The sequence below is a fragment of the Chromobacterium sp. INPA-IVC genome, assembly GCF_059047085.1.
Genome location: NZ_JBTNLS010000004.1, coordinates 218,497 through 235,320, shown reverse-complemented (window position 1 = coordinate 235,320; position 16,824 = coordinate 218,497). Strand labels below are relative to the sequence as shown.

General features: G+C 67.7%; 15 protein-coding genes. 8 read left to right on the top strand and 7 right to left on the bottom strand.

The features are described 5' to 3' along the window. The first annotated feature begins 157 nt into the window (after positions 1–157). The 3 genes from ACX17K_RS08800 to aspS all read left to right on the top strand — a co-directional run bounded on the left by ACX17K_RS08800 (position 158) and on the right by aspS (position 2,971). Positions 158–421 carry an FmdB family zinc ribbon protein gene (locus tag ACX17K_RS08800; RefSeq protein WP_493774493.1) on the top strand — a complete coding sequence of 88 codons (264 nt, stop codon included), beginning with the start codon at positions 158–160 and terminating at the stop codon, positions 419–421. A gap of 23 nt (positions 422–444) precedes the next feature. Beyond that, on the top strand, positions 445–1,098 hold the full coding sequence (locus ACX17K_RS08795) for a DUF502 domain-containing protein (RefSeq protein ID WP_347371106.1): 654 nt from the start codon (positions 445–447) through the stop codon (positions 1,096–1,098). A gap of 79 nt (positions 1,099–1,177) precedes the next feature. Next, positions 1,178–2,971 carry an aspartate--tRNA ligase gene (gene aspS, locus ACX17K_RS08790; protein ID WP_493774492.1) on the top strand — a complete coding sequence of 598 codons (1,794 nt, stop codon included), beginning with the start codon at positions 1,178–1,180 and terminating at the stop codon, positions 2,969–2,971. A 48-nt stretch (positions 2,972–3,019) separates the two neighbouring features. On the opposite strand, the gene ACX17K_RS08785 is transcribed toward aspS, so the two are convergent. From ACX17K_RS08785 to ACX17K_RS08775, 3 genes are read right to left on the bottom strand one after another with little or no spacing between them, the layout of a single operon-like run. Further along, the gene (locus ACX17K_RS08785) at positions 3,020–4,066 is read right to left on the bottom strand and encodes an HlyD family secretion protein (protein ID WP_493774491.1); all 1,047 of its coding nucleotides are present in this window, start codon (positions 4,064–4,066) and stop codon (positions 3,020–3,022) included. 15 nt (positions 4,067–4,081) lie between these two features. Then, on the bottom strand, positions 4,082–5,611 hold the full coding sequence (locus tag ACX17K_RS08780; RefSeq protein WP_493774490.1) for an MFS transporter: 1,530 nt from the start codon (positions 5,609–5,611) through the stop codon (positions 4,082–4,084). Next, positions 5,608–7,110 carry an efflux transporter outer membrane subunit gene (locus ACX17K_RS08775; RefSeq protein ID WP_493774489.1) on the bottom strand — a complete coding sequence of 501 codons (1,503 nt, stop codon included), beginning with the start codon at positions 7,108–7,110 and terminating at the stop codon, positions 5,608–5,610. The genes ACX17K_RS08780 and ACX17K_RS08775 overlap by 4 nt, the downstream gene beginning before the upstream one ends. A gap of 92 nt (positions 7,111–7,202) precedes the next feature. On the opposite strand from ACX17K_RS08775, the gene ACX17K_RS08770 reads away from it, so the two are divergent. Both ACX17K_RS08770 and ACX17K_RS08765 read left to right on the top strand, forming a co-directional pair. After that, complete coding sequence (locus tag ACX17K_RS08770) at positions 7,203–8,180, top strand: LysR family transcriptional regulator (RefSeq protein WP_493774488.1); 978 nt, start codon at positions 7,203–7,205, stop codon at positions 8,178–8,180. Positions 8,181–8,349: 169 nt separating this feature from the next. Further along, positions 8,350–8,964, top strand: coding sequence for a peroxiredoxin (locus ACX17K_RS08765; protein WP_231151071.1), 615 nt, complete (start codon positions 8,350–8,352; stop codon positions 8,962–8,964). 98 nt (positions 8,965–9,062) lie between these two features. Here ACX17K_RS08765 and ACX17K_RS08760 read toward each other — a convergent pair whose 3' ends face one another. Then, entirely contained in the window at positions 9,063–10,286 is a 1,224-nt protein-coding gene (locus ACX17K_RS08760) for an MFS transporter (RefSeq protein ID WP_493774487.1), read from the bottom strand. Between the two features lie 127 nt (positions 10,287–10,413). Then, on the bottom strand, positions 10,414–11,010 hold the full coding sequence (locus tag ACX17K_RS08755) for an arylesterase (RefSeq protein ID WP_493774486.1): 597 nt from the start codon (positions 11,008–11,010) through the stop codon (positions 10,414–10,416). On the opposite strand from ACX17K_RS08755, the gene ACX17K_RS08750 reads away from it, so the two are divergent. From ACX17K_RS08750 to ACX17K_RS08740, 3 genes are read left to right on the top strand one after another with little or no spacing between them, the layout of a single operon-like run. Beyond that, entirely contained in the window at positions 11,009–11,707 is a 699-nt protein-coding gene (locus ACX17K_RS08750) for an ABC transporter ATP-binding protein (RefSeq protein ID WP_046166434.1), read from the top strand. The genes ACX17K_RS08755 and ACX17K_RS08750 overlap by 2 nt on opposite strands. Further along, positions 11,704–14,199 (top strand): ABC transporter permease, encoded by a 2,496-nt coding sequence (locus ACX17K_RS08745; protein ID WP_493774485.1) that lies wholly within the window; start codon positions 11,704–11,706, stop codon positions 14,197–14,199. Before ACX17K_RS08750 ends, ACX17K_RS08745 begins: the two co-directional genes overlap by 4 nt. A gap of 39 nt (positions 14,200–14,238) precedes the next feature. Continuing rightward, positions 14,239–14,760, top strand: coding sequence for a DUF2946 family protein (locus tag ACX17K_RS08740; protein ID WP_493774484.1), 522 nt, complete (start codon positions 14,239–14,241; stop codon positions 14,758–14,760). A gap of 65 nt (positions 14,761–14,825) precedes the next feature. Here the strand turns inward: ACX17K_RS08740 and ACX17K_RS08735 are convergent, their stop codons facing one another. Further along, positions 14,826–16,088 (bottom strand): CynX/NimT family MFS transporter, encoded by a 1,263-nt coding sequence (locus tag ACX17K_RS08735; protein ID WP_493774483.1) that lies wholly within the window; start codon positions 16,086–16,088, stop codon positions 14,826–14,828. Between the two features lie 12 nt (positions 16,089–16,100). Further along, the gene (locus ACX17K_RS08730; protein ID WP_493774482.1) at positions 16,101–16,790 is read right to left on the bottom strand and encodes a FadR/GntR family transcriptional regulator; all 690 of its coding nucleotides are present in this window, start codon (positions 16,788–16,790) and stop codon (positions 16,101–16,103) included. Positions 16,791–16,824 lie beyond the last annotated feature (34 nt).

Below are 16,824 nucleotides of genomic sequence, written 5' to 3'. Positions count from 1 at the left end.
GGATATAATGGCTGGTTTGCAGACGGCGCACTTGTGTTTGAAAGCTGGCGGCCGCATCTGTACAGTCAGACCTGTCCTGAGTTTAGTTCCGGATGTGGTGCAGTGCAGCAATCATGCGTATTATGCCATTGTGGTCAATTGGCGGGAAAGTAAAGCTATGCCGATCTATGAATATCGTTGCGGCGCCTGTGGCGTCGCCAAGGAACACCTGCAGAAACTGAGCGACGCGCCGGTGGCCGCCTGTCCGGAATGCGGCAGCGCCGACTACAACAAGCAGCTGTCCGCCGCGGGTTTCCAGCTGAAGGGCTCGGGCTGGTACGCCACCGACTTCAAGGGCGGCGCTTCCTCGTCTTCGTCCTCGTCCGGCGATTCCACCTCTTCCGGGGGCCATAGCTGCGGCGCCGGCTGCGGTTGCGACTGATGTCGGTTCCCCCGCAAATCAAAATGACCCTGAAGGGCTATCTGATCGCCGGCCTGCTGATCTGGCTGCCGCTGGCGATCACCCTTTGGGTATTGAACCTGATCATCGGTTCGCTGGACCAGACGCTGACGCTGCTGCCGGCCGAGTGGCGCCCAGAGCAGCTGTTCGGCATGCACATCCCCGGTTTGGGGGTGGTGTTCGCGGTATTGGTGGTGATGGGCACCGGCATGCTGGCCGCCAACGTGCTGGGCCGCCGCCTGGTGGAGTTCTGGCACGGCCTGCTGTCGCGCACGCCGGTGGTCAACTCGATCTACAACAGCGTCAAGCAGGTCAGCGACACGCTGTTGTCCGACTCCGGCAACGCGTTCAAGAACGCGCTCTTGGTGCGCTGGCCGCATCAAAATGCCTGGACCGTGGCCTTCCAGACCGGCACGCCGGCCCAGGAAATCCTGCGCCACGCGGAGAACGGCGAGGAACTGGTCAGCGTTTACGTGCCGACCACGCCGAACCCGACCTCGGGCTACTTCATCGTGGTGCCGCGCAGCGATACCCGCGAGCTGAACATGAGCGTCGACGAGGCGCTCAAGTACGTCATTTCCATGGGCGTGGTGGTTCCGAACCCGCCGCCGCAGGCTCAGCGCCCGCGGCTGAATGATGAACATAATCGGCAGGGCTAGGCCGTCACCCTGTCTAGCCCCTAAGCATGTCGTCCCCTAGCGGGAACTTCGAAGAATTCAATCAAAAAGGTTTTACCCAATGCGCACCGATTATTGCGGACTCATCGACAAGAAATACCTCGGTCAAACCGTGACCGTCAAAGGCTGGGCCCACCGCCGCCGCGACCATGGCGGCGTGATCTTCATCGACCTGCGCGACCGCGAAGGCCTGGTGCAGGTGGTGATCGATCCGGACACCCCGGAAGCGTTCCGTCTGGCTGACAGCAGCCGCGGCGAGTACGTGCTGTCCATCAGCGGCATCGTGCGCGAGCGTCCGGCCGGCACCGCCAACAGCAAGATGATCTCCGGCGAGATCGAAATCCTGGCCAAGGAAATCGAGATCCTGAACGCCGCGGCGACGCCGCCGTTCCAGATCGACGACGAGAACCTGTCGGAAAACGTCCGCCTGACCAACCGCGTGATCGACCTGCGCCGCCCGGCGATGCAGAAGAACCTGCGCCTGCGCTACAAGGTGGCCATGGGCGTGCGCAACCACCTGGACAAGCAGGGCTTCATCGACATCGAAACCCCGATGCTGACCCGCTCCACCCCGGAAGGCGCCCGCGACTACCTGGTGCCGTCCCGCGTGCATCCGGGCGAGTTCTTCGCGCTGCCGCAATCGCCGCAGCTGTTCAAGCAGCTGCTGATGGTGGCCGGCTTCGACCGCTACTACCAGATCACCAAGTGCTTCCGCGACGAAGACCTGCGCGCCGACCGCCAGCCTGAATTCACCCAGATCGATATCGAGACCTCGTTCCTGAACGAGGACCAGATCATGGACATCACCGAGACCATGACCAAGGAGATCTTCAGCGACGTGCTGGGCGTGACGCTGCCGACCTTCCCGCGCATGACTTACGGTGACGCCATGTTCTACTACGGCTCCGATAAGCCGGATATGCGCGTTTCGCTGAAATTCACCGAACTGACCGACGTGATGAAGTCGGAAGAGTTCAAGGTGTTCCGCGGCGCCGCCGACATGGCCAATGGCCGCGTGGTGGCCCTGCGCGTGCCGAACGGCGCGTCGTTCAGCCGCAAGGAAATCGACGACTACACCCAGTTCGTCGCCATCTACGGCGCCAAGGGTCTGGCTTATATCAAGGTCAACGACGCGACCAAGCTGAACGAAGAGGGCCTGCAGTCCCCGATCGTGAAGTTCCTGTCCGCCGACGGCCTAAAGCAGATCATCGAGCGCACCGGCGCGCAGAACGGCGACATCGTCTTCTTCGGCGCGGACAAGGCCAAGGTGGTGAACGAGGCGATCGGCGCGCTGCGCATCAAGATCGGCCACGAGCACGGTCTGGACAACGGCTACTTCGTCAAGGAATGGCGCCCGCTGTGGGTGGTTGACTTCCCGATGTTCGAGCATGACGAGGAAGCCGACCGCTGGACCGCCTGCCACCATCCGTTCACCAGCCCGAAGCCGGGCCACGAGGACTTGATGGAAACGGATCCGGCCAACTGCCTGGCCCGCGCCTACGACATGGTGCTGAACGGCTGGGAAATCGGCGGCGGCTCGATCCGTATCCACCGCGCCGAGATCCAGGAGAAGGTGTTCGGCGCGCTGAAGATCAGCCCGGAAGAGCAGCAGAACAAGTTCGGCTTCCTGCTGGACAACCTGAAGTTCGGTGCGCCGCCGCACGGCGGCCTGGCTTTCGGTCTGGATCGCCTGGTGACGCTGATGTGCGGCGCGGAATCCATCCGCGACGTGATCGCCTTCCCCAAGACCCAGCGCGCCCAGTGCCTGCTGACCAACGCGCCGAACGCGGTGGATGACAAGCAGCTGCGCGAGCTGAACCTGCGCCTGCGCCAGAAGGCCGAGCCGAGCGCCTGATTCGCTCGCCTGGCATGAGAAAAACGGACAGCTTGCTGTCCGTTTTTTTTATTCCCGCGAGGATTGGCGGGTGTAAATCGTCGGCTGGACCGACATGCCGACCCGCAGCTGTTTCAAGGCTGCTTGGCCGGGGTCCAGCTGGATGCGGACGGGCAGCCGCTGCACCACCTTGGTGAAGTTGCCGGTGGCGTTCTGCGGCGCGATGGGGGCGAAGGCCATGCCGCTGGCCGGCGCCAGGCTGCTGACGCGGCCGTTCAGGCTGACGCCGGGCAAGGTGTCGACCTGAACGTTGACCGCCTGGCCGGGACGTATCGAGGCGAGCTGGGTTTCGCGGTAGTTGGCTTCGATGTAGACCGCCTGCAAGGGCACTACCGCCATCAGCGGAGTGCCGGTGGTGACATAGCTGCCGACGCGCGCGGACAGCCTGCCGACGGTGCCGGCCACCGGCGCGCTGATACGGGTGTAGGAGAGGTTGAGCTGCGCGGTGTGCAGCGCCGCCTCGCTGCGCGCCAACGCCGCTTCGGCCTTGTGAAGATCGGCGGCGATGATGTCGGACTGCAGCCTGGCGGCGGTCAGCGCCGCTTGGTCGCGCTCTTTCGCCGCCGCGCTGATGCGCAGCTGCGCTTCGGCTTGCTGGGCGTCCTGCTCCGAACCCGAGCCATCGGAAGACAGGTCGCGATAACGGCGCTGGTTGGCCTTGGCCAGCGCCAGCGAAGCGTCGTCGGCGCTGACCGCGGCGCCGGCCTGGGCGATGACGGCGCCCTGGCGGCTGGCCTGGGCCTTGAGCCCTTCGACATTGGCCCGGGCCGCCTGCACGTCGGCGCGGGCGGCGGCCAATGCGGCCTGCTGGTCCTGATTGTCCAGCTCCGCCACCAGCTGGCCCGCGGCGACGGATTGGTGATCCTTCACCAGCAGCCGGCTGATCTGGCCGGACAGGCGAGGAGCCACCAGGGTGAAGTCCGCCTGGACGTAGGCGTCGTCGGTGCTTTGTTCCGAGGTGTCGCTCTCGTGGCGGTTCAGCAAGTGGACGGAAGCGGCGGCGAGGGCGAGCAGTACGCCGGCGCTCAGGTATTTTGCGGATCGTGGCATGGTCATGGTTTGTCTCCGGATTCAGGGTGTCTGGGGGGCGGCTGGCGGCGCGCTGCCGGGCGGAGGCACGTATTGCAGGCACAGCACGGGGAGGATGAGCAGCAGCGCGATGGCGCCCAGCAGCCAGTAAGCGTCGGATATCGCCAGCACGAACGCTTGCTGGCGCACGCCTGCGCCCAAGCCATCGGGCAGCTGAACGACGCCGGCCACCTGGCCCAGGCGGTCGGTCAGGTCTGTGTTGTGGAAGCGCTCGCGCAGGGTGACGAAATGGCTGACCACCGCGCTGCCGAGCAGAATGCCGAACGCGCGCAGGGTGTTGACGGTGCCCGCCACGTAAGGGCCTTCCGGCGGCAGCACCACGCTGGTGCACAAAAACAGGGTGGAAATCACGGCCATCGGCTGGCCGACGGCTTGCAGCGCCTGGGCCAGCAGGAAGTATGTCCAGGTCCAGTCGCTGGTGATGCGGCTGGCGAGAAGGCAGGCCAGCGCGATCAGGCCCAGGCCCAGCGCGAAGACGTGCCGCGCGTCGACGCGGCGGCGATAGAGCAGCAGCGCCACCAGAGAGCCCAGCAGCAATTGCGGCACGGCGATGATCAGGCCGATGGGGGCGCTTTGCTGGCTGCGGTAGCCCCAGACGCGCTCCAGGTGGATGGCGGGCAGCAGCGAGCCCGACAGCATCACGACCAGCAGCACGACGAAGGCGGAAAAGCCCAGGGCCAGATTCCGCTTGCCCAGCAGCTGGAGCTTGATGAAGGGCGCGGGGTGGAACCATTCGCTGAGCAGGAACAAGGCGGTCATGCCTGAGCCGCCCAGCGCCAGCCAGCAGATCAAGTCTGAGCGCCACCAGTCCAGCCGCCCCCCTCGATCCAGCGCCAGCGCCAGCATGGACAGGCCGACGCAGGCGCAACCCATGCCGAACCAGTTGGCCTGGCGCAGGCGGGGCAGCAGAACCGGATCCTGGGGCAGGCCCCAGGCCACCATCGCCATCGACAGCAGCGCCAGCGGCAGGCTTTGCCAATAGACCAGCGGCCAATGGCGCCAGACGTCGGTCCATTGCCCGCCCAGCCAGGCGGCGAGATTGGGCGAGAAGGTGGCGGTCAGCGCGTACAGCGCCAGGCCGTGCAGCCGGACCGACAAGGGCAGAAAGCGCAGCGCGGCCATCATCAGCACCGGAATCAGCATGCCGCCTATCAGGCCTTGCGCCGAGCGCAGCGCCAGCAAAAGCGGCAGGCTGTGGATGGCGGGCAGCAGCGCGGCGAGCAGGGCGAAGGCGGCCACCATCGCCAGGTGGAAGCGGCGCAGCGAGAAGGTGATGGCCAGCCAGCAGGAGAACGGCATGGCCACTAGCTCGCCGGCCAGGTAGGCGCTGTTGAGCCAGGCGCCCTCGTCGGCGCCGAATCCCAGCGCGCCGCGCAGATCGGCCAGCGCCAGCGCGCCGACGCGATTGTTCAGGCCGGACATGATGGTGGCCAGCAGCACGCCGCACAGGCCGATGATCAGGCGGGGGCCGAAAGGAGCCGGCGGCGGCGGGGAGGGGGCTGGCGCGCTCATGACGCGTCTTTCCCGCTTGCCGCGGCCAGATCGGCATCCCAGCCGCCGCCCAGCGCCTTGTACAGGCCGACCAGGGCCAGCGCGATGCCGGTGCGGCTGTCGGTCAGCTCGCGCTGGCTGGAGAGGAGGGCCTGCTCTGCGTGGAGCACCGCCAGGAAATGGCTGGCGCCCTCGCGGTAGCGTTGCAAGGCCGCGTCGCGCGCGATGCTCTGCTGCTCGAAGGCCCGCTGCAGCTGGATTTGCCGCGCCTGCTCGCTGGAATAGGCGTATAGCGCGTCGTCTACCTCGTGCCAGGCGCGCAGTACGGTCTGGCGGTAGGCCACGGCGGCTTCCTGTTGCTTGGCCTGGCTCAGCTCCAGCTTGCGGCTGAGCCGGCCGCCTTCGAAGATGGGCAGGTAGAAGGACGGGCCGGCCGAGAAGAAGCGGGAGGACCAGCTGCCGAAGTCGCTGGCCTCCAGCGCCTGGTAGCCGAAGCTGCCGTTCAGGCGGACGCGGGGGTAGAAGTCGGCCTGGGCCATGCCTATCGCCGCCGTGGCTTCGCGCAGCTGCGCTTCGGCCAGCAGGATGTCGGGCCGGCGGCGCGCCAGCTCGGACGGCAGGCCCACCGGAACTTCGCCCGGCAATGGTGGCAGGCCGGAGGGCGGCGCCAGCAGCGCTTCCAGCGCATGGGGCGGCTCGCCCAGCAGCAGCGCCAGCGCGTTCATCAACGCGGCGCGCTGCTGGCGCAGCCGCGGCAGCTGCGCCTCGAAGACCGCCAGCTGGGCGCTGGCGGCGGCGGTTTCGTAGCGGGTGGCGACGCCATGCTGGGCGCGCCGCTGGGTCAGCTCCTGCAGTTTGAGCGCCGACTGCCGGTTGTGTTCGACGATATCCAGCTGGGCCTGCGCATTGCGCAATAGCAGATAGTTGCGGGCGATGTCGGCCGCCAGGATCACCCTGGCGCCTTCGCTGCGCATCCGCGCGGCGTCCAGGCCGGCGTAGGCGGCTTCCCGCAAGCGGCGGTTGTAGCCCCAGATGTCCAGTTCCCAACTGCTGTCCAGTCCGGCCTGGCGCAGATTGTGCGGCGTATTCGGCGCGCCGAGCCTGGCCAGCGGTCCTTCGCCGCTGATCGCTTCGCGCGAATACTGGGCGCCCAGCCCCAGCCTGGGCAGGTTGGCGGATTCCGCGATGCCGAGCTGGGCGCGGCTCTGCGCCAACCTGGCCTCGGCGATCTTCAGATCCAGGTTGCCCTGCGCGGCCAGCTGCTGCAGCGAGTCGAGCACGGGGTCGTTGAACAGCTTCCACCACCGGGCGTCAATGGGGCGGGAGGCGGCTGCGCCGGCTTGCGTCGCTGAGGCGCTGTCCGGCAGGCGAAAAGCGGGCGGCGGGATGGACGGACGCTGGAAGTCGGGTCCGACCGCGCAGCCGGCCAGCTGCAGGCTGGCGGCCAGCAGGATCAGCAAGGCCGGTTTGCGCGGCGGGACGGATGGGGTGGGCGGGGCGATGCGGGGGCGTGGGGTCATGCCGTTCTGCCATGAATGGTTATGCAGGCGTTATATTGCTACCGGCATCAGGGCGCGTAAAATGCACAAATATGAACCGGGATATTCATTTGATGCATCTTCTGCGCGAGGACTTGAACCTGCTGGTGCTGTTCTCGACGCTGGCTGAAACGCGCTCGGTGACGCGGGCCGCCAAGCAACTGGCCTTGAGCCAGCCGGCGGTCAGCCATGCCTTGGGGCGCTTGCGCCAATTGCTGAACGACGCGCTGTTCATCCGCGGCAAGGAGGGATTCGTGCTGACCGCGCGGGCCGAGCAGCTGGTGGCGCCGGTGAACGATGTGCTGGCCCGCGTCTGCGCCATCCTGCAGCCGCCGGTTTTCGACCCGGCCACCGCCAGCCGCAGTTTCCGCCTGGCGGTGAGCGACTACACCGAGGCGACGCTGTTGCCGCCTTTGCTGCGCGGGCTGCGGCGCGAGGCGAGGGGCGTCAGGCTTTCCCTGCAGCCGGTCGGCGACAAGGTGTTGTCGCAGCTGGAGTCGGGAGAGCTGGATCTGAGTTTCTGGGGATGGACACCGCCGGGAGCGGGGTTCCACTACCGGGAGTTGTTCCGCGAGCGCTTCATCGGCGTGATGCACCGCGACCATCCGCTGTCGGGAAAGGCGAGGGGCGGTTCGCTGGATCTGGACGACTATCTATCCTGCGGACATGTCGACGCGACTTTTCTGAAGGAAAACCAGGGCTTGGTGGACCGAGCGCTGGAGCGGCTGGGCCGCAGGCGGGATATCGCGCTGCATGCGACTGGCTTCATCGGCAGCCTGAGCGCGCTGGAGGGCACGGATCTGCTGATGAGCCTGCCCTCCAGGCTGGGGAGCGGATTGCGGGAACGATTCGGCTTGCTGGCGTTCGAACTGCCATTCGAGATCGACAGCTACGCCTACGCCTTGATCTGGCATGCCCGCATCGACGGCGACCCCGGACTGGCGTGGCTGCGGGAGCGGATTTTGCAGCACGGCGAGCTGGAGGGCGGGGCCGGGACGAGCCCCCGGCCTTGTCCTTCGACGCTTGAATCGGCCGCGATCGTCCCCACATAGGGTTTGCGGCCTGCTGGATTCGATGGCATTGCGAAACTTAATTGCCATCATATGGAATTACAATTGGCCGGTTCGACGCGGTTGTTTTATAAAGCCTCGCATTCCCCCGACGTTTCCCGATGCCCGATCAGGGACGCGTTGTCATACCAAGACTTTCAAGGAGATCCAAATGGCCGTACTCGTTGGCAAGCAAGCCCCGTTCTTCGCTGGTGAAAAGACTTTCTCCGCCGTGCTGGGCAATGGCGAGATCGTAGACAACTACTCCTTCAAGCAAGCCACCGCCGGCAAGTACGCCGTGGTGTTCTTCTACCCGCTGGATTTCACCTTCGTCTGCCCGTCCGAATTGATCGCCTTCGACCACCGCCTGGCTGACTTCAAGGCCAAGAACGTGGAAGTGATCGGCGTGTCCATCGACAGCCAGTTCAGCCACGCCGCATGGCGCAACACCCCGGTGGAAAAGGGCGGCATCGGCCAAGTCGGCTACACCCTGGTCGGCGACATCCAGCACGACCTGTGCAAGGCCTACGACGTTGAAGCCGACGGCGGCGTCGCTTTCCGCGGCTCCTTCCTGATCGACAAGTCCGGCGTGGTGCAGCACCAAGTGGTGAACAACCTGCCGCTGGGCCGCAACGTCGACGAAATGCTGCGCATGGTCGACGCGCTGCAATTCACCGAAGAGCACGGCGAAGTGTGCCCGGCTGGCTGGAACAAGGGCAAGAAGGGCATGAAGCCGTCCGCTGAAGGCGTGGCTTCCTACCTGGCCGAGAACGCCAAGGACCTGTAATCCGCGACTGATCCGGATTCCGTTCCGCACCCCGCCCGCGCAAGCCGGCGGGGTGTTGTTTTATCGGCCACCCCGCGCGAGGCCGGGGCGCGAGCCGCCTAGCGGCTTGCCGCCGCGGGGGAGAGCATGGTTTTCAGCGCGCCGTGCTGGATGGCCACGCTCAGGCAGGCGGCCAGCGCGCACAGCCACCACAGCGCCGCGCCGCCCAGCTGGCCGTACAGCGCGGTGCCCAGCGCCGGCGCCACCAGCGTCCGGCCGTTCCAGGCGGCGTTGTAAAGCCCCAGATAGCTGCCGCGCAGGCGGCCCTCCGAGCGATGCATCACCAGCTGCGCGTAGCTGGGCGACAGCAGCAGCTCGCCAAAGGTCAGCGTCACCATCATCAGCACCGCCCACTGCGCGCCGTGGCCGGCGTTCAGCCACAGGAAGGAGCAGCCGGTCAGCAGCACGCCCAGCTGGGTGCTGCGCGCCAGCCCCCAGCGCAGGATGCGGCGGCTGACCGGGATCTGCAGCGCCACCACCATCAGGCCGTTGATGGTGAACAGATAGCCCACCCATTGCGGACCCAGCTGGTAGTGCTCGCGCAGGAACAGCGCCAGCGTCACATACATCTGGTCGAAGGCCAGCGTGACCAGCACCAGCGCGAAGATGGTCCGCAAAAAGCTGGCGTCGCGCCAGGGACCGGCCAGCGGGCCTTCGTTGCCGGCCTGTCGACGCTGCGGCCGGGTATCTTCCCGCTGGCGGCTGTAGGACCAGGCCATCCAGCAGGTGCCAAGCAACGTGCCGGCGGCGTTGGCCGCGTACACCCACTGGTAGCCGTAGGCGGCGAGGAAGCCGCTGGTGATGCCGGCGATGGCGACGCCCAGATTGAACGCCACCCGCATCATGCCTTGGGCGACCGGGCGCTGCTGCGGGGTACAGGGTTCCAGCGCCAGCCGCTGGTTGATCGGCCGGAAGCCGCCGTCCGCCATGCCCGACAGCACCAGCAGCGGCATGAACAGCCATACCGGAATCTGCGACGCCAGCGCGGCCATGCACAGGCCGGACACGGCCAGGGCCAGCACGCCCAGCGCGCGGCTGTCGAAGCGGTCGCTCAGGCTGCCGCCCTTCAGCGAGCCGGCCAGCATGCCGGCGCCGTAGAAGGCCATCAGCATGCCGATCTGGCTATAGGGCAGGTGGTAGTTCTCGCGCAGATAGAGCGGCAGGAACAGCTTGGAAATGCCGCCTACGTTGTTGATGAAGCTGCAGACGACCTGGATGTAGACGCTGGGCGGCAGGCCGCGGTAGGGGCGGGTGATACGGCTGAGCAAGGGGGATTGGGGCATGGCGCGGCAACGGCCGTTCGGTCTGGTTCCGGCTGCGCGGCGGAAGCAGATTGGCGGATCGTCGTATGGTTATGCGATATGCTTATTCTTCTATTTAAAACAATAACCAGTCAATGGCTTTGTTGCATTATTTCACTGGTAGTTTTGCCTTGACCGTGCGCATCATGGTGGCCTGCTTCTCCGCGCGGGGATGCAGGCCGTCAGGCTGGAAGGCGCTCAGATCGCCGGCGAAGCCCTCGACCAGCAGCGGCACGTAGGCCAGGCGATTGCGCCGGGCCAAATCGTCATAAACGGCGCGGAACTCGGCGCCGTAGCGAGGGCCATAGTTGGGTGGCAGCGCCATGCCCACCAGCAGCACCTTGGCCTTGCGGGCCTGGGCCAGATCTATCATCCGCTGCAGGTTGCGCCGCATCTCGGCCATCGGCAGGCCGCGCAGGCCGTCGTTGGCGCCCAGCTCCAGCACCAGCACGTCGGGCCGATGGCGGGCGAGCGCGTCGGGCAGCCTGGCCAGGCCGCCGGCGCTGGTTTCGCCGGAGACGCTGGCGTTGACGACCTGGTGCCGTGGCGCGAGATCGCGCGCCAGCAGCGCCGCCCAGCCCTGGCCCGGCGCCAGGCCGTAGCCGGCCGACAGGCTGTCGCCGAACACCAGCACCGTGGCGGCGAAGGCGGGCAGCTGCCACAGCAGCAACAAGGGGAACAGCATTTTGCAGACGATAGAACGCATGAACCATCCTGAGAAAAAGAAGGCGGTATTGGCCGCCAGCGAGTTGGCGAAACAAGTGCATTTCCGCGGCGACGTGCTGCACATCCTGCGCAGCGCGTCGTTGACCCTGTATTCCGGCGAGAGCGTGGCCATCGTCGGCACCTCGGGCTCGGGCAAGTCCACGCTGCTGTCGCTGCTGGCCGGCCTCGACCACCCCAGCGACGGCGAGGTGGCGCTGTTCGGCAAGCCGCTGTCGCGGCTGAACGAAGACGCCCGCGCGCTGCTCAGGCGCGACAAGGTGGGTTTCGTGTTCCAGAACTTCCAGCTCTTGCCGCAATTGACCGCGCTGGAGAACGTCATGCTGCCACTGGAGCTGGCCGGGCGCAACGACGCGCGCGAAGCGGCGGAGCGGATGCTGGAGCGCGTGGGGCTGGCGGCGCGGCTTGGCCATTATCCGCGCCACCTGTCCGGCGGCGAACAGCAGCGGGTGGCGCTGGCGCGCGCCTTCGTCATCCACCCCGGCTTGTTGTTCGCCGACGAGCCGACCGGCAATCTCGATCCGCACACCGGCCGCCAGATCATAGACCTGCTGTTCCAGCTGAACGCCGAGCAGGGCACGGCGCTGGTATTGGTCACCCACGACAACGAGCTGGCCAGCCGCTGCGACGCCATCTACCGGCTGGTGGACGGCAAGCTGAACGGAGCGCGAGCCGAATGACCATGTTTGGACGTTTCCGTTTCGTTTCCCGCTTCATCCGCCGCGAGCTGGCGGCGGGGGAGCTGACCATCCTCGGCCTGGCGCTGCTGGTGGCGGTGGCGGCGATGAGCAGCGTCGCCTTTTTCTCCGACCGGGTGGAAAAGGCGCTGACCACCCAGGCCACCCAGCTGCTGGCGGCCGACCTGGTGCTCTCCGGCAACGAGACGGCTCCGGACGCGGTGCGGGCCGAGGCGAAGCGCCGCGGCCTGCAGACCGCCGACAACATCACCTTCCCGTCCATGGTGTTCGCCGGCGGACAGGCGACGCTGGCGCAGTACAAGGCGGTGAGCTCGGGCTATCCGCTGCGCGGCGAGACCACGGTGCGGTTGACCGACGGCGGCGAGAAAAGCGGCCAGCTGCAGCCGGCGCCCGGCACCGCTTGGGCCGACGCCAGGCTGATCAGCCGGCTCAAGCTGAAGCTGGGCGACGAGATCGGCGTCGGCAACGCCCAGTTGAAGCTGGCCGGCGTCATCGTCCGCGAGCCGGACGGCAGCATGGACATCTACAATTTCGTGCCGCGGCTGATGTTCAACAGCGCCGACCTGCCGGCCACGGGCCTGGTGCAGGAAGGCAGCCGCATCCGCTGGCGCTTGCTGTTCGCCGGCGAGGACCGCCAAATCGCCGATTTCCGCGCCTGGCTGCGCGCGCACAAGCCCAAGGGCGCCAGGCTGGAAAACGTGGAAGAGATGCGGCCGGAAATCCGCACCGGCCTGGAGCGCGCGCGGCGCTTTCTCGGCCTGACCGCGATGCTGACTGTGGCGCTGGCCGCTTCGGCGGTGGCGCTGGTGGTGCGCCGCTACCTGCAGCGCCATTGGCAGCAGGTGGCGGTGCTGCGTTGCCTGGGCCTGGGCTCCGGCGAGGTATGGGGGCTGTTCGTCGGCCTGTTCGCGCTGGTGGGGCTGCTGGCCGGACTGATCGGCACGCTGGCCGGCTTCGGCGTGCAACTGGGGCTGATGCGGCTGTTCAGCGGCTATGTCGGCGAGATTCTGCCCGATCCGGGCTGGCAGCCCTGGCTGATAGGCCCGTTGGCGGCGCAGCTGCTGCTGGCCGGCCTGGCGCTGCCGCCCCTGATGGGCATACGCGACGTGTCGCCGGCGGCGGTGCTGCGCAACGAACTGCCGCCGACGCGTCAGGGCGTGATCGCGCCGGTGCTGGCGCTGGCCACGTTGCTGGGCCTGGCTTCGTGGCAGGTGGGCGAGTGGTCGTTGGCCGGCTGGCTGCTGGCGGCGATGCTGGGTTTTCTCGGCGTGTCCGGCGCGCTGGCGCTGGGCCTGGTGCTGTTGTTGCGCCGGCTGCCGCGCGGCGGCAAGGTGGGCTGGCGCTTCGGCATCGCCAATCTGGCGCGAAGGCGCTGGCTGGCGGTGCTGCAGATCGCCTCGCTGTCGGTGGGGCTGATGGCGCTGCTTACGCTGACCGTGGTGCGCGACGACCTGATCGGCGCCTGGCAGCGCAGCGTGCCGGCCGACGCGCCGAACAAGTTCGTGATCAACATCCAGGGCAACCAGCTGGACGGCGTGCGCGACGCGTTCGCCGCGGCCGGGCGGCCGCAGCCCGAGCTCGCGCCGATGGTGCGCGCCCGGCTGATCGCCATCAACGAGCAGCCGGTGCGTCCGGCAAGCTATGACAACGAGCAGGCGCGGCGCCTGGCCGAGCGCGAGTTCAACCTGTCCTGGCGCGCCGAGCCGCCGCCGGGCAATCAGGTGGTGTCCGGCAAGTGGTGGGACGAGGGCAAGCGGGTGAAGCCGCAATTCTCGGTGGAGAAGGGCCTGGCCAATCTCCTGGGCATCAAGCTGGGCGACACGCTGGCCTTCGACCTGGCCGGCACTGCCTACCGCGCCAAGGTGACCAGCTTGCGCGAAGTGCCCTGGGACAGCTTCCGCGTCAATTTCTTCGTGATCGGCACGCCGGGCCAGTTCAGCCGGCAGCCGGCCAGCTGGATCACCAGCTTCCGCCTGGAGCCGGCGGACGAGGCCTTCGCCAACCAACTGGTGGAGCGCTTCCCCAATCTGACGGTGATAGACGTGGGCAGCATCTTGGCCGAGGTCAGGGCGATGGTGGACAAGCTGACGCGCGCGATCGAGGCGATGTTCCTGCTGGCGCTGGCGGCCGGGGTGCTGGTGCTGTGGGCGTCGCTGACCGCCACCCGCGACGAGCGGCTGGCCGACGTGGGTTTGATGCGGGCGCTGGGCGCGTCGCGCAGGCAGGTGCGCAGCGTGGTGCTGGCCGAGCTGGTGTGGCTGGGCGCGGTGTCCGGCCTGCTGGCGGCGCTGGGGGCGATGGGCATCGGCGTGCTGGCGGCGGTGAAACTGTTTTCCCTGCCTCTGCTGCTCAACTGGTGGCTGCTGCCGCTGGGGATGGCCGGCGGGGTGCTGGTGGTGACGCTGGCTGGCTGGCCGCTGGTGGGCAAGGTGACGAGAACGCCGCCGCTGAGGGTGCTGCGCGCCATAGGCTAGCGGCGGAACAAGCGGGACGAACCCGCGGAAGGAGAAGCGATGGACGAAATGGTGTTGGCGGCGCTGGCCAAGTGGCCGAACGTGCCGGCGGTGTTCGGCTGGCTGCGGCTGGACGCCCGGGGCCAGTGGTGGATCAAGGACGCTAGGCTGCAGCATGAGGGGATGGTGGAGTTCTTCAACCGCAATTACAGCCGAGACGGCCAGGGCCGCTGCTATGTGCAGAACGGCCCGCAAAAAGTGTATGTGCAGCTGGACGCCGCTCCCCTGGCGGCGCGGCGCACGCCCAAGGGCTGGAGCACCGTGCCCTACGACGACGACGTGCCGGCGCGCGCGGCCTGGCTGACGCCGGACGGCATGCTGCTGCTGGAGATCGGCGGCGAGCTGGCCGCGGTGGACGACCGCGACCTGGCCGCGGTGCTGGAGGAGGCGCTGCCGGACTGGGACGGCGACGCGGCGTCGCTGCCCGCCGTGCTGCAGGTGGGCGAGGCCGGGCTGCCTCTGGCGACCGAAACCTTGCCGGCGCTGCAGGCGCGCTACGGCATCATCGCCCGGCCCAGGTAAGTCGTTTGGCTGGATGAGAAAAAGCCCCGCCGAAACGGCGGGGCTTTGTCATGGGAAGGCTGGGATCAGACCGGTTCGGCCTTGACGCCGACCAGCCGCTTGCGGCCGGCCAGCATGCCGACGCAGAAGGCGGCGGCGGCGATCAGGCTGAACAGCAGCGCCAGCGGCCAGGCCTCATGGCTGTGGCCGCGGATCAGGCCGACGGCGAACGGGCCCATCGAGGCCAGCATATAGCCTATGCCCTGCGCCATGCCGGACAGGCTGGCCGCCACGTGCTGGTCGGGCGAACGGTGCGCCAGCAGGCTCAGCGCGGTGCTGAACAGGCCGCCCTGGCCGAAGCCGAGCAGCACCGCCCACAGGATCAGGCTGTCGGTGGGCGCGTACAGCATGCCCAGCAGGCCGGCGATCACCGCCAGCAGCGTGATGGCGATCGGCGGACGCTGATTGCGGCAGCGGTGGGCCAGGATCGGCACCAGCAGGGATGCCGGCACCTGAACCATGGTGGACAGCGACAGCATCAGTCCGCCCTGCATCGCGGTCAGGCCGCGGTCCATCAGGATGGAGGGCAGCCAGCCGAACACGATGTAGGCCAGCGACGACTGCAGGCCCATGAACAGCGTCACCTGCCAGGCCAGCGGGTCGCGCAGCAGGCCGCTGACCCGCCACTGGCCGCGGCCGGCGGCGTGGCGGGTGTTCAGCTGCGGCCACCAGACGGCCAGCGCCAGCGCCGCCGGCAAGGCCCACAAGGCCAGCGCGGGCCGCCAGTCATGGCTGAAGTGCTCTGCCACCGGCACGGTGAAGCCCGCGGCCAGCGCCGCGCCCAGGCACAGCGCCATGGTGTAGACGCCGGTCATCAGGCCGGCCCGGCTGGCGAAGTCGCGTTTGACGATGCCGGGCAGCAGCACGCCGATCACGCCGATGGCGGCGCCGGCCAGCGCCGAGCCGGCGAACAGGCCGAACAAGCCCAGTTGGGTGCGCAGCAGGATGCCGGCGGCCAGCGCCAGCAGGACGACCGCGATGGTTTTTTCGCTGCCCAGGCGGCGGGCCAGGTGCGGCGCCAGCGGACCGAAGATGCCTAGGCAGGCCACCGGCAGCGTGGTCAGCAGGCCGGCCATGGCCGGGCTGAGGCCGGTATCGGCGCTGACCATGGCCAGCACCGGCGCCAGGCTGGACAGCGCCGGCCGCAGATTGAGCCCCACCAGCACCAGCCCCAGCAACAACAGCAGCGCGCGTTTGCGGCTGCCGGTTTGCGGCATGGCGGAGGGGGTGTCGTCATCGATCAACAGTTCGTCGGCGATCGCTTGGGGCCGACCCGTATTTTCTTGCATCGTGCTTCCTTCTTATTGTTGCTTGTCCAGCAGCCGGTCCAGCGTGGCCAGCAGCGGGCGGGTGATGGCGGCGGCGGCTTGGCCGGCTTCGTCCGGCCGGCCCTGCCGGATCGCGTCGAAGATGGCGGCGTGGGCGGCCAGGTCCGGGTCGGGCAGCGCTTCGTCGCGGATCGAGTCCTGGACGCTCTGCCGCACCGCGCGCGAGAAAAAGTGGTAGAGGCCGGCCAGCGCCTGGTTGCCGCTGGCGTCGGCGATGGCGACATGGAAGGCGAGGTCGCGCTCGGCGTAGCTTTCCGGCGTTTCGCCGTCCTGCGGCCGCAATCCTTCCAGCGTGGCGGCGATGCGGGCGATGTCGGCGCCGCCGGCGCGCTCGGCGGCCAGCCGCGCGGCGCTTTCCTCCAGCAGGCAGCGCACTTCCAGGTGCTCGCGCAGGCTGGAGCGGCTGATCGCGCGCATCGCCTCGCCCGGATTGACGATGGCCCGCACATAGGTGCCGTCGCCCTGGCGCACTTCCAGCAGCCCGGCGTACAGCAGCACCCGCACCGCCTCGCGCACGGTGTTGCGGCTGATGCCCAGCTCGTCGGCCAGTTCCGGCTCGGTGGGGATGCGGCTGCCCACCGGCCAGCGGCCTTGTTCCAGTTGCAGGCCCAGATTGTCGACGGCGATGTCGACCAGCGAGCGTTTCGCGGCGGTAATATTCATCGTAATCCGTTTAAACATCCAATCATCCGATGAA

Bases quoted from the DNA above. Each gene is read 5' to 3' on its own strand.
- ACX17K_RS08730 (WP_493774482.1), bottom strand. From the start codon at position 16,790: ATGAATATTACCGCCGCGAAACGCTCGCTGGTCGACATCGCCGTCGAC.
- ACX17K_RS08785 (WP_493774491.1), bottom strand. From the start codon at position 4,066: ATGACCATGCCACGATCCGCAAAATACCTGAGCGCCGGCGTACTGCTC.
- ACX17K_RS08750 (WP_046166434.1), top strand. From the start codon at position 11,009: ATGAACCATCCTGAGAAAAAGAAGGCGGTATTGGCCGCCAGCGAGTTG.
- ACX17K_RS08800 (WP_493774493.1), top strand. From the start codon at position 158: ATGCCGATCTATGAATATCGTTGCGGCGCCTGTGGCGTCGCCAAGGAA.
- ACX17K_RS08735 (WP_493774483.1), bottom strand. From the start codon at position 16,088: ATGCAAGAAAATACGGGTCGGCCCCAAGCGATCGCCGACGAACTGTTG.
- ACX17K_RS08780 (WP_493774490.1), bottom strand. From the start codon at position 5,611: ATGAGCGCGCCAGCCCCCTCCCCGCCGCCGCCGGCTCCTTTCGGCCCC.
- ACX17K_RS08745 (WP_493774485.1), top strand. From the start codon at position 11,704: ATGACCATGTTTGGACGTTTCCGTTTCGTTTCCCGCTTCATCCGCCGC.
- ACX17K_RS08775 (WP_493774489.1), bottom strand. From the start codon at position 7,110: ATGACCCCACGCCCCCGCATCGCCCCGCCCACCCCATCCGTCCCGCCG.
- ACX17K_RS08770 (WP_493774488.1), top strand. From the start codon at position 7,203: ATGCATCTTCTGCGCGAGGACTTGAACCTGCTGGTGCTGTTCTCGACG.
- ACX17K_RS08740 (WP_493774484.1), top strand. From the start codon at position 14,239: ATGGACGAAATGGTGTTGGCGGCGCTGGCCAAGTGGCCGAACGTGCCG.
- aspS (WP_493774492.1), top strand. From the start codon at position 1,178: ATGCGCACCGATTATTGCGGACTCATCGACAAGAAATACCTCGGTCAA.
- ACX17K_RS08760 (WP_493774487.1), bottom strand. From the start codon at position 10,286: ATGCCCCAATCCCCCTTGCTCAGCCGTATCACCCGCCCCTACCGCGGC.
- ACX17K_RS08755 (WP_493774486.1), bottom strand. From the start codon at position 11,010: ATGCGTTCTATCGTCTGCAAAATGCTGTTCCCCTTGTTGCTGCTGTGG.
- ACX17K_RS08795 (WP_347371106.1), top strand. From the start codon at position 445: ATGACCCTGAAGGGCTATCTGATCGCCGGCCTGCTGATCTGGCTGCCG.
- ACX17K_RS08765 (WP_231151071.1), top strand. From the start codon at position 8,350: ATGGCCGTACTCGTTGGCAAGCAAGCCCCGTTCTTCGCTGGTGAAAAG.